Annotated in this window: 8 protein-coding genes; 1 reads left to right on the top strand and 7 read right to left on the bottom strand. The window is 45.6% G+C overall.

Annotated features, from left to right (window positions below):
- Nucleotides 1–776: 776 nt before the first annotated feature.
- Nucleotides 777–1,487, bottom strand: coding sequence for an SDR family NAD(P)-dependent oxidoreductase (locus tag NYR53_RS05250; protein WP_261304220.1), 711 nt, complete (start codon nt 1,485–1,487; stop codon nt 777–779).
- A 102-nt stretch (nt 1,488–1,589) separates the two neighbouring features.
- On the opposite strand from NYR53_RS05250, the gene NYR53_RS05245 reads away from it, so the two are divergent.
- On the top strand, nt 1,590–1,949 hold the full coding sequence (locus tag NYR53_RS05245) for a MerR family transcriptional regulator (RefSeq protein ID WP_261304219.1): 360 nt from the start codon (nt 1,590–1,592) through the stop codon (nt 1,947–1,949).
- A gap of 230 nt (nt 1,950–2,179) precedes the next feature.
- On the opposite strand, the gene NYR53_RS05240 is transcribed toward NYR53_RS05245, so the two are convergent.
- The 6 genes from NYR53_RS05240 to NYR53_RS05215 all read right to left on the bottom strand — a co-directional run bounded on the left by NYR53_RS05240 (nt 2,180) and on the right by NYR53_RS05215 (nt 12,166).
- Nucleotides 2,180–4,468, bottom strand: a complete 2,289-nt coding sequence (locus NYR53_RS05240) for a beta-glucosidase (RefSeq protein WP_261304218.1) — start codon at nt 4,466–4,468, stop codon at nt 2,180–2,182.
- A gap of 24 nt (nt 4,469–4,492) precedes the next feature.
- Entirely contained in the window at nt 4,493–5,383 is an 891-nt protein-coding gene (locus NYR53_RS05235; RefSeq protein ID WP_261304217.1) for a carbohydrate ABC transporter permease, read from the bottom strand.
- A gap of 11 nt (nt 5,384–5,394) precedes the next feature.
- Nucleotides 5,395–6,327, bottom strand: a complete 933-nt coding sequence (locus NYR53_RS05230; protein ID WP_261304216.1) for an ABC transporter permease — start codon at nt 6,325–6,327, stop codon at nt 5,395–5,397.
- Between the two features lie 186 nt (nt 6,328–6,513).
- A complete protein-coding gene (locus NYR53_RS05225; protein WP_261304215.1) occupies nt 6,514–8,793 on the bottom strand; it encodes a glycoside hydrolase family 2 protein in 2,280 nt (759 codons plus the stop codon).
- Between the two features lie 117 nt (nt 8,794–8,910).
- Nucleotides 8,911–10,416 carry an ABC transporter substrate-binding protein gene (locus NYR53_RS05220; RefSeq protein ID WP_261304214.1) on the bottom strand — a complete coding sequence of 502 codons (1,506 nt, stop codon included), beginning with the start codon at nt 10,414–10,416 and terminating at the stop codon, nt 8,911–8,913.
- A gap of 154 nt (nt 10,417–10,570) precedes the next feature.
- Nucleotides 10,571–12,166 (bottom strand): response regulator, encoded by a 1,596-nt coding sequence (locus tag NYR53_RS05215; RefSeq protein ID WP_261304213.1) that lies wholly within the window; start codon nt 12,164–12,166, stop codon nt 10,571–10,573.
- Between the last annotated feature and the right edge of the window lie 17 nt (nt 12,167–12,183).

Genomic DNA, 12,183 nt, shown 5'->3' with positions numbered 1-12,183 from the left:
CCGGGAAACGATCTTAATGACAGAGCCAGCCATGTATCTATAATTAACAATAGAGGCTCTAAACCGTTAACATTTTACGCCCGGGAGTTCCTTCTTTCGAAATAAGAAAAACGGCTTACGCCGTCCTTGAATACGAGTGTCTATGAAAGTTGACGCAAGGCAAGTTGCGCTTAAGACGTATATGTTTTAAACATCCGCTTGCTTATCCGTGTTGTTGTAGTTTATACAACATTTCGCATACTAATTAGCGTTTTTTGCGTTATTGTTGCAAAACATACAACAATTTCGGCCAAAATCCGTTCAATCATACAAAAAAGGTATAAATTGTTGTACAGCATACAACATCTACATCATGCCCAGAAAAAATCAAGGAAATTGTTGTACATTGTACAACTTGCCTACTCGTCCCCTCCTTCTCCCACGAATCAGAAAACGAAACCAATGATGAAAATAGTCACTTACGTAATGACTGTACATATATCCACATTCTCACTCGGCTCGGCCAAGTCTGTCGCTAAGATGCTAAGCAGGGTTGTTAAAATACGAACTTCTATAACATTCGCCTCGTTTTACTCATCCATTACACGAATAATTTGTTTCATTGCGTTTTTTGATTCGGGAAGTCCAAACAATATCCAAACATGAGGCATGCCAGGATTCTTACCCAAGTTAACCAGAAAGGGATAAGCGCATGGTAATCGATTTGCCTGCTTCTACGCAAAAAACTCTTGTCCGCGATATGGGCGGCAAGAGTTTTTGCTTTTGGCAGTTGCGGGTTACCAGGCGTAAACGCCCTTCTCATCCAAGAATTCGCCGTTATGACGTTTGCCATCTGTCGCATAACCCACTATAATCGCAGCGGCGGCTTCTTTCGATTTACCGCCTGCGGCATTGCCGTTAAGATCTGTTGAAGTGAATCCAGGCGTTACCGCGAATACTTGAGCGTTGCTGTTTTTGACTTCATAAGCCATTGAAAGTGTCATGGCATTGTTGGCCGTTTTAGATGAGTTATAATCAAATGCGTTCAAAGTACATTCAGCATTTTGCATATGGTCCAGAGAAGCCATGTCGGTCGATACATTGACGATTGTGCCTTCGTTATCTTTGATTAACGGGAACAAACGCTGGTTCAAACGGAAGGTCCCGAAAAAGTTAACTTCGAAGGCATTCCGCAGATCATCCTCTTTGGTATCCGTAAAAGAACGGGAGAAAGCGCCAGGCATACCAGCGTTATTGATTAGAAGCTTCAAGTCCGGATAATTCTTGTTGATCGTATCGGCTGCCTGTTCGATGGTTTTCAAGTCACCCATGTCGATTTGTACCAATTCTACGTCTAACCCCTTGGAAGTTAACTCGGAAACGGCAGCTTCACCCCGTTCGGCACTGCGCGCGCCAAGGATGACTTTCCAGCCTGCTTCACCTAACTGCTTAACGATTTCAATGCCGATTCCTTTATTTGCTCCAGTTACAAATGCGGTCTTTTTCATGCGAATCCTTCTTTCCCTAATTTGATTTTTCTTTAACGATTTATAAGTTACTATGCTACACTAAGTGTAGGTCAACATAATTTTTTATAAAAGAGGGTTAGCATGTTAACGATTGGAGAAGTGGCAAAGGAAGTCGGGATCAATATTGGAGCGATCCGTTTTTACGAAAGAAAGGGACTGTTGCAACCTGCTGCCCGAAGCGAGCAGAATAACCGTCTTTATACGGACGATGATCTGAGCTGGCTGGTTTTTATCAAATGTCTTCGCGAAACCGGGATGAGTGTAGAGGACATCAAAAAGTATTATGATAAGGTGAACGAAGGAACCTCAACCCTGCCGGAGAGAATCCAACTGATTGAAGATCAAAAGCAAAAGCTGTTGAAAGATATTGAGGAGAAGGAAGCGCAGCTCGTTCATTTGGAAGAAAAACTGAAGCGCTATTATCGCGGGGAAAATTATTAATATAAGCAATTTAGTATTGCATCAGACGCTAACATGGGCAGCATAATCACATTCAAATCAAGTTGCATCTCCTTTTTAAGAGAATTATAGAAATTAACCGAGATCGTTTAACCAATCTGTTAGGTGACAAATAAGTTTTGAAGTGCAAGAAGCCAGCAAACTCAAAAAGACGCTGCCTTGATCACAGGCAACGTCTTTTTAATATTTATTCCACCGCTTTTGGTATGAAGCTACTCCTTATCTCCTTGATTCAGCCGCTCGAGCAATGAATCAAGCGACTCAACCGTAAGTCCGCCTCCGCTGAAGGCAACTAAACCTCGAAGCGGCAAATATTTCAGGAATGCGGCCATTAGCTCGGACATCCCTTCCCCTTCCCCTTCTCCTTCTCCGTTAGAAGAGCCGAATGGCGAATGCTTTAGCAGATCCGTTACGATCGTAGCGGCTCGCTGGTTCTCCATCAGATCGCCAACTGTCGAATTACGTGTATACGTCTTCGCTTTCGATACCGTCGAATTCAGTCGAATGTTCCTCTTAAGTACGATCTCCGCTGAAGACTTTCCGACCAGAATTTCGAACTCGCCTGTCTCAACATGCCAATCGTTCACTTCCACATCGAAATAAGCAAATGATCTCTTATCAAGCGTAAAGGTGACGGTTCTCGCTTCTCCAGGCTCCAGCGCTACTTTGGCGAATCCCTTCAGCTCCTTCTCCGGGCGGGACACGCTGCTGCGCACATCCCGCACATACAGCTGAACGATCTCTTTACCAACTTTGCTGCCGGTATTCTTTATATTGACTGAGACGTGCATCGAATCGCTGTCGTTCATCGAATCTTTGTCCACAGCAAGTCCGCCGTATTCAAAAGTTGTATAACTAAGCCCATGACCGAATGGGAACAGTGGCCGCAGCTTCTTCTTGTCATAATAGCGGTAACCGACGTAAATCCCTTCCTTATATTCCACAAGGTCTCCATCACCTGGAAAATTTAAATAAGATGGATTGTCGCTCAACTGAACAGGGAACGTCTCGGCTAGCTTGCCACAAGGATTGGCATCACCGAACAGTATATCGGCAATCGCACCACCTAGCGCTTGGCCGCCTAAGTATGCCTCGAGCACAGCTTTTACACTGCCGATCCAAGGCATTTCCACAGGTGCCCCATTGCTAAGCACGATTACTGTCTGTGTTTGCACCGCGGTCACCGCTTCAATTAGCTCCGATTGATTGAGCGGGAGGTTCAGATGCTCGCGGTCAAATCCTTCCGATTCATATCGATCAGGTAAACCGACGAAGAGAATAACGACCGATGCATCTTCTGCAAGCTGGAGCGCTTCTTTCAGAAGCTGCGGATCCGTATTATCACTTCCTAAGTCATATCCCGGAGCAAACAAGATCTCCGAGCCGCTTCCCGCCGATTTGGCAAGCTCCTCACTGATATCCTCGAGCTTAGTCGGCTTGATATGCGAGCTGCCTCCGCCTTGATATCTCGGCTGCTTGGCAAGTTGCCCGATGACGGCAATTTTGCCGGACTTCGGCAATGGCAAGATGCCGTCCTCATTTTTCAGCAGTACCATGCTTTCACGCGCGACTTCTCGTGCCAGCTGATGATGGGCCTCCGGATCATAGGAAGCGTCAGCCTTCTTGCTGTCGACCGCCTTGAAGACGATGCTCAGTATCCGTTCAACTGCCGCGTCCAGCTTGTTCTCGGACAGCTTGCCGCTTTTCACCGCTTCGACGATTTTACGGTCACCAGCTCCTCCAGAAGACGGCATTTCCAGCTCAAGTCCTGCCGCCAAACCGTCTGTACGCTCGTTCACTGCGCCCCAGTCGGAAACGACGAAGCCCTCATGTCCCCACTCGTCCTTCAATATGTCTGTAAGCAGACGCTCATTTTCCCCGCAGTACTCGCCGTTAAGCTGATTATAGGCGCACATGACCGTCCACGGCTGCCCCTTTTTTACCGCTCCTTCGAAACTAGCCAAATAAATCTCCCGAAGTGTACGCTCATCCACAACCGCATTAGTCGTCATCCGGCGGTGTTCTTGATTATTAACCGCGAAATGCTTTAGCGACGTGCCGACGCCTTGGCTCTGTACACCTTGGATATGTGCAGCTGCCATTTCGGAAGACAAGTATGGATCTTCCGAGAAGTATTCGAAATTGCGCCCGCACAGCGGCGATCTCTTGATATTGGCTCCTGGTCCTAGCAGAATTGCGACGTCTTCCGCCTGGCACTCTTCCCCAAGCGCGATCCCGACCTTGCCAATCAGCTCGCGGTCCCACGAAGACGCAAGACCCGCAGCTGACGGGAAACATGTTGCCGGCACGCTATCGAAGAGTCCTAAATTATCAGCCGATGCACGCTGCTTACGAAGACCGTGCGGCCCATCCGTCATCATGATGGACGGGATGCCGAGCCGCTCGATCCCTTTCGTATGCCAAAAGTCAAGTCCCGAGCAGAGAGATGCTTTCTCTTCCAAAGTCATTTGTGAAATCAATTCTTGCATATTTCTTTTCATGGTTACCCTCCTAATGTTATGAAATCAACCTTTAACAGCACCAATGGTCATGCCTTTAACGAAGTATTTCTGGAAGAACGGATATGCGATCAGAACCGGGATCACCGCAATCACCGCAATCGCCATACGGAATGTTTCGCTTGGCAGCTGCGCAATGCTCTCCCCAGCTTGCGAACCGATCTCGCTGTTACTGGCCAAGAACTGGATGTCGCTCATAATCCGATTGAGTACGTTCTGCAGACTGAACAATTTGGGATTGGTTACATAAATTAAGCCGTTGTTCCAGTCGTTCCAATAAGCCAGTCCTTGAAACAATCCGACGGTGGCCAGAATCGGCAGCGATAGGGGCAGGACAATTTTGTAATACATTTTAAATTCGCTTGCTCCGTCTATGCTGGCCGATTCCAATACCGGAACCGGAATTGTCGTCATGAAGAACGTTCGCATGAGAAGCACGTTAAAGCCATTCATGAGAAGTCCCGGAACGATCAACGCCCACAACGTATTCTTGATATGGAATAGTTGGGTATAAATCAAGTACGTTGGGACAAGGCCGCCATTGAACAACAATGTGAAAAACAGGAGAAAAGCGAAGAACGTTCCGCCCGGCAAATCGCGACGTGATAAGGGATATGCCAGCATCGATGTGATTAATAGGCTTACCGTTGTCCCCACGATGGTAATGAGAATTGTGATCCCGTACGCGTTAAAAACAAGCGACGATTGCTGCCACAAATATTCGTATGCACTTAAACTGAACTGTTTTGGGATAAAAGAATACCCATTCTGCAGGATTGTCTTTTCATCCGTTATCGATGACATTGTCAAAAGCATAAACGGAAGCAGGCAGCTGAGTGAAAACAAGATCATCACAAGATGCGCAGTCCACTGCCAAATACGATTTTCATTATTCATGTATATCCCCCTTAGAACAACGCGTTTTCTTTGTTGATTTTACGAACAACATAGTTGGAGACGATAACGAGCACGAATCCGACTAGCGATTGATAGAAGCCAGCCGCTGACGACATACCAATGTTGCCTAGCTGCAAAAGGCCGCGGAATACGTACGTATCGATGACGTTAGTAGTACTGAAGAGAGCGCCTGCATTCATCGGAACTTGATAAAATAGGCCGAAGTCGGAGTAGAAAATACGTCCGATCGCCAGGAGTGTCAGCATGATGATTACGGGAGTGATCAGCGGTATCGTGATCGTACGGATTTGCTGCCACTTGGACGCCCCGTCCAGCTTCGCCGCCTCATAATACTCCGGATCAATACCAATAATGGCAGCCAAGTAAATGATGCATGCGTATCCGGCTCCCTTCCAGGTATGGACCAATGTGATAATGATAGGCCAGTATTTCGGTTCGTTATACCATGAGATCGGTTCTAGGCCCAACGCCGGCAAAATCGTCTTGTTCATGAATCCACTCTCCATGCTCAGCATGGAGTATACGAGGTAGCTGACCAATACCATCGATATCAGGAATGGTAGGATAATAATGCTTTGATATAGACGGGACGCAATCTTGCTCTTGATTTCGTTCAGCAGAATGGCGAAACCGACCGCAACGATAAGGCCGATCAAGATGAATGCCACGTTATAAAGTATCGTATTGCGGGTTATGATATAAGCGTCAGACGTTTGGAACAGAAACTTGAAATTTTGAAAACCGACCCAATCGCTCCCCCATATTCCTTTCGTGAAATTGATGTCCTTGAAAGCAATCGTGAGACCAAACATCGGTAAATAGTTATTGATGATCAAGTATGCGATTCCAGGAAGCATCATTAGATAGAGCGGACTGTATTTCCATATTCTTTTCTTCGAGCTGCCCTGCGTACGTTTTATCATTCCGTAATTTCCCCTTCCTTTTCTATCGGTGTATGGTATCTTGTAGTCCTTTTATCTTAATGAAATCCGGATATCTCCACTACCGTTCCTACGACTTCCGATTTGCACTTTGCCGACTATCCTTCCACCTTGATTCATAAAAATTGTCCCTGTCAACGGGCCATGTTGACAGGGACAATGGTCAAATCATTTTTTTATCGCATTCAGTTCTTTATTGATGACGGAGAGCAATTCCGGGACAATGTTGAATTGCACCAGTTGGGACATTTTCTGAATAGACATGACCCCTCTCATTACCTCAAAGAACGGATTATTGGTCATATCTCCGAAGTATTTAAGATATACCGCTTTCGCCTCTTCATTGGCATAAAGATCTTTGATCGTGTCAAATGTAGAATAATACCCGTCTCTCAATTCGATAGGCTCAGCATTGGACAGATCAAACTTTTCGAACCAGTTGACGACATTTTTTGCTTTTTCCGGTTTAACGTGGATATAACTTTGATCTATTTCCGCTGCATAACGAAGCACAATCTCATCCGTATGGATGAAGCCATGCTCGTCTGTACCTTCAACTCTTACGCAATTCTCCCCTTCGATAAACGAAACATCCTTCACGATTTTCATCGGTTCGCCACCGTTTATTTCGGTAAGATGAGTCTGATTTAGATAAACTTTGACATGAGACACATTCGACAAGATCACGATATCATTGAGTTTTTGGTGTCTATTCACAAATCGACGGCCGGCTAAATGAACGAAAGGAGCCTTAGACCAGTAGGCTTTGTAAAGATAAAAGGCGTCCTTTTTGATTTTCCGGTCAAGTGTAACAAGTCCCTTCAAGTTCTTTCCGGTTTCGCCGCCTTCTTTTCTGTTTGCACTGCCGAAATCAAACATGTTCCATACATAACCGCCCAATACAAACGATCGCTTATCGAAGGCTTCCAAAGCATTGTGATGGAATAACAGCTGGTACTCCTCTGTATAATCTTGGACCCCAGGCGTAGAAGAATGGTACTTGGGATTCGTATCCACCCCGTATTCGGAGATGATTACCGGAATTTGAGGTTGAACTTGATGAAATTCATCGAGGCGATCTTGCAAATCTTTGATTTCACCATAATACCAGCCGTAGTATAAATTGTATCCGATCAGGTCAGTAAAGCTATTTATTATACTGTCATTCTCAACACCGTTAATATTGGCTTGAACCGTTAAGCGGTTAGGGTCTAATTGTTTAGCCAAAGTCTCCAGTTTCTTAATGGTTGTATACGTTTGCTCCGTTTCTACGGCAATCGTAATCTCGTTTTGTACGCCCCAACAATAGATAGAGGAGTGATTATACGCTTGTTTAATAAGCTTTTCCAGCTGTTCTTCCGCATTGCGGTTTTCCGGATCTTTGGTGGAAGGAATGCTGATAAACGGAATTTCAGCCCATACCAGTAAACCGTGACGGTCGCACAAGCTGTAAAAATAGTCATCATGCTGGTAATGGGCAAGACGAAGGCTGTTCGCTCCGATTTCCCGGATCAAGGCCATATCTTCATCCATATGCTTTTTCGTAATGGCATTGCCCACACCGGCGAAGTCCTGATGTCGGCATACGCCGTTAATCTTGACTGGTTTGCCATTCAAGAGCAAGCCTTGCTCCGTCGTTGCTTCAACCGTCCTAAATCCTATCGCGACATGCCGCGAATCACAGACTTGTCCCTCGATGACGGCGGATACCTCTACCGTATACAGATAGGGTTGATCTACGCCGTCCCAAAGAATCGGATTTGCAATTTCGCTTCTTATGCTGAAATTTGCTTCATTTTCAAAAACAAGTTCTGAGCTTGCCTCCATGACTGTTCTTCCTACTTCATCCTTGAGCAGTATCTTAAGGACTCCCTCTTTGGAGACAGAGGATTCATTCACGATTTGACCATGAACGGCCAATTCAAACGTTTCTGGGGCGATTTTCCGTTGCGTTAAATAGACACCATCCCGCCCGTTGTCCATGACGTCAAAATGAATATCGTCCATGATAAGAAGCTTCACTTCTCTGTACAAGCCGCCATAGAAGGTAAAGTCAGCCATTAAAGGGAACACCGTGTTGTCGTAGCTGTTATCAGCCATAATGGCGATAAGATTTTCTCCCTCTTTCAAGTAGGGGGTTAAAGGGACCCTAAACATGGCATATCCGCATCGGCTGTCCCCGACCAAGCTGCCATTGACATAAACATGACCCATATTCCCGGCGGCGCCGATTTCCAGGTAGATGCGTTTTGTCAAATTCTCTTGGGAAATGTTCAAAATCCGCTGATACCAGCATTGCCCCCGATAGTACTGTTCACCACTATCGCCTTGACCGTCGATATCGTTCCAGGAATGAGGCAGTATGACGGACTGGCCGTCTTGTATGGGCTCAAGTACGTAGGAGGGATTATTATTTTTCGTGAATGTCCATTGATCGTTTAATGGCATGATATTTAGCATCATATTTACCCCTTTCGGTGTCGATTGAGATGACTGGATCCCAGTCAAAAAATTCCCCGACCAACTGAGATGTTGACCGGGGCAAATGAATAGGAGCCGAAATGATTATTTACTGCTTTTCGCCCACTCGTCGAGCTGCTTTTGCTTCTCTGCGATAATTTTATCTATTCCTGCGGATTTCAGCTTGGAGATAAACTCCGGCAAGATTTTCTCCGGATCGACACTCCCCGTCTCGAGCGGAAGCTTGTACTGCGTAACCACGTTGGTCACCGCGGCATATTCCGCCTTGACCGCATTTGCATCGAACGTAAAGCCCAGCGCCTTTGATTTTAATGCCGATTTGTTAAATTGGTCCATTTTGTCCCAAATTTTCGGATCGTCACCCTTGAATACATAGGAAAGGAATTGATTGCCGAACATATACCCCATATTCAGGTTGTAGCCCGAAGTTTTGGAATCAACACCTTGAGGAAAGTCGATGACATTGTCCGATTTGACATAATGTTTCCCTTCCACACCCCAATCGAAGAGGTTGACGATATCTTTGTCTGAATACATAAGGTTCAGGAAATCCATCGCTTTTTCCGGTGTTTTGGAGTTAATTGGTATCCCCCACATGACACCTGTGACGTTCGTAGTTGTAGAAACCGGCTGAAGCAAGTTTGCCGTGACCATAGGCACACCGCTGCTCTTCGTCTCTTGCTGTTCAAACCCCGGCTTCATATTGGAGAAATAGGCAAATCCGCGGTTCGACTTGATCAAATCAAACTGAGAAGTTTTATTCGTTGAGGCGTCTTTCAGAATCAAGCCAGATGTATACCATTTTCTCATCTTCTTAATAAACTGAGCATATTCTTCCGTTTCGTACAAATTGACTACTTTGAGATTATTATCAAAATTCGGAAGAACACCAAGTGAATCCCCCAGCATGTCAAACGTACGGTACGAATCGAGCATCGTTCTGCCGATACTGCCTGGAATCAGCGGCGTCACATTTGGCTCTTTCTCCTTGATCGTTTTCAATGTGGCCTCCACATCGTCTAGCGTACGAATTTTACTGACATCGATTTGAAACTTGTCGACCAAATCCTTCCGCATTGTCAGACCATTATACGCGGCAAAGTCGCGGATGGTAGGAATGGCGTAGATGGATCCAGAAATTTTGGCTGCATTCAAGTAGGCCGGATCCATCGCTTTTGCTATTCCTTGGCCATGCTGTTCGAGCAGTTTGCTAAGCGCAACAATTTGACCCTTGGAAACATAACTGCTGTAGTTGTTGCCTCCTACAAACATTAAATCTAGCTTTTCGCTGCTGCTCAGCATCAGATTAATTTGCTGCTCCCAGTTCCCAATGCTGATCGGCGTCAACTTCACAGTTGCATTGATTTTTTTCTGTGCGATTTGATTAATGGAATCCTGCACCAAGGACAACTCCTTAGGCACTGCACCGAAAATCGGGAAAGCAACAGTCAGTTCCGTCGGTTTTTCCTCTGGCTTTGCCGTTTTATCCCCGGCTACTGGCGCCGTATCTCCGCTATTGTTGCCGCAAGCGGATAGAACAAGCATAGACCCTATAATGAGTGCGCTTGCCGACATGAATCTCTTCTTCATAGTACTCCCCCATTTACTATTTGGCGTTTGCCTACTGAAACTGTTTGCGACACTCGGAATCATCAGCAAGCATATCTTTATTTTACTTTTGCTGCAGATTCGGCTCTGCTCCGCTCACGACTTTTCGCTGTGCATTTGCCGACTACCTTTCACCTTAAACTGGTTGGTGCAGTTGGCGGTATTCAATCGGATTCAGGTTGGTATGCTTCTTGAACATCCGGGAGAAATGGGAGAAATTCGCATACCCGATATGCGATGCCACGGCGCTGACCGGCATATCGGTTTTCGCGAGCAGTTCCTGGGCAAGCTTGAGCCGTTCGTGAAACAGATAATCCGATACGGCCATGCCCGTTTCCTTTTTAAAGATCCGGGTCAAATAGTCCGGATTCAAAAACACGTGATTCGCAATTTCTTCCCTCGACAAGTCTTCTGCAATATGCTGCTTAATGTAACTAATAACTCTTTGGACAACACTGAAGGATTGTTCGACTGTATTCACATACTCCATCGCTTTGCTTACAACGTGGTTCATCCATGCGATCAGATCGGTAACGGAGCGGGTCGCGTTTGCGGAAAACTCCAGCGAGATGGTATCGCTAAACAATTGGTGAGCTTGAATACCTTTCGTCTGGAGCATATAATACATCGCTTGCTGAAAATCCTGGTAAAATTGGCGGAGCAGGTTTGCATCCAAGCCGTTCTGCCGCAACAACAGATCCAAAAAAGAAGTTGCTTCTTCCAATACTTTAGCGAACTCCCCCTCCTTCAGCATAATAGACCACGTGCTCATGTCGGGGAGCTGTCTACTAACAGGTTGTAATTGATCCCCTGAAAGCAGGAAAATCTTATTGTTATAGGCCACGTTGTTTTTCTCATTTTCACCAAGTCGTTTTACCATCTCAAACATTTCGTGACCGTGTACTTTTTCACCAATATAACAGGAAAGATCGCAGTAAAAATACTTTCTGCAGGCGTCAATATAACGTTCGCAAGATTGTTTCAACAACAACTCGATGTCAGAATAACTTTCGGCAGATAAGATAGCTAGCAATCTTCCTCTGTTTAACGGTATAATTTGTCCGTTTTTTTTGTTCCCCAGAATGACTTCCTCAGCCGTATTTGTTAGCGCATATTCCAAAATCTTCTCTTCGCGCATCGTCACATGCTTGTGCCATCTCTGCATGCTAATTAGTACCGGGGCAAATGTCATTTGTTCAGCATAAGGAATGTTGCGATCCGCCGCGGCTCGACTTACCGACTCCGCTCTAGGCGGTATCGTCTGGTTGATGATATCCAGCCAGAACCGCTCAATCAGCATGGGTTGATGTTGGAACCAGAATTGGCCATATTGGCTAAATTCGACTAATTCCGAATCTTTATTGATTTTCTCAACCGCTTTGAGAATCGTTTTTTCCAACTCATCGAAAGGAATCGGTTTGAGAATGTAGTCCAGACTACCTAACTGGAGAGCTTGTTGGGCATATTTGAAATCAGCATGACAGGTCAAGAATATCGTCGCCGTGCTCGAATATCGCTCCCTAACCCATTCTGCTAGCTCTAGTCCCGTGGCTTGTGGCATCTCGATATCACACAGCATAATATCTATTCGTTCATTTTCGAACAACTCTTTGGCTTGTTTTACGGTAAAAGCCGAGAATACGGAGGTTATGCCAAGCTTCTTCCAATCGACTCCCGACCGGATTCCTTCTACAGCATGAATTTCATCGTCTACAATCAATAATTGAAGCATGCCAGGGAACCCCTTTC

The sequence above is a fragment of the Paenibacillus andongensis genome, from assembly GCF_025369935.1.
GTDB lineage: Bacteria > Bacillota > Bacilli > Paenibacillales > NBRC-103111 > Paenibacillus_E > Paenibacillus_E andongensis.
The sequence above is the reverse complement of the archived record's forward strand: the minus strand, read 5'-3'. Positions and strand labels throughout refer to the sequence as shown.

Coding starts and splice junctions, on each gene's coding strand:
- NYR53_RS05235 (WP_261304217.1), bottom strand. CDS start 5,383: ATGAATAATGAAAATCGTATTTGGCAGTGGACTGCGCATCTTGTGATG.
- NYR53_RS05220 (WP_261304214.1), bottom strand. CDS start 10,416: ATGAAGAAGAGATTCATGTCGGCAAGCGCACTCATTATAGGGTCTATG.
- NYR53_RS05245 (WP_261304219.1), top strand. CDS start 1,590: ATGTTAACGATTGGAGAAGTGGCAAAGGAAGTCGGGATCAATATTGGA.
- NYR53_RS05240 (WP_261304218.1), bottom strand. CDS start 4,468: ATGAAAAGAAATATGCAAGAATTGATTTCACAAATGACTTTGGAAGAG.
- NYR53_RS05230 (WP_261304216.1), bottom strand. CDS start 6,327: ATGATAAAACGTACGCAGGGCAGCTCGAAGAAAAGAATATGGAAATAC.
- NYR53_RS05225 (WP_261304215.1), bottom strand. CDS start 8,793: ATGCCATTAAACGATCAATGGACATTCACGAAAAATAATAATCCCTCC.
- NYR53_RS05215 (WP_261304213.1), bottom strand. CDS start 12,166: ATGCTTCAATTATTGATTGTAGACGATGAAATTCATGCTGTAGAAGGA.
- NYR53_RS05250 (WP_261304220.1), bottom strand. CDS start 1,487: ATGAAAAAGACCGCATTTGTAACTGGAGCAAATAAAGGAATCGGCATT.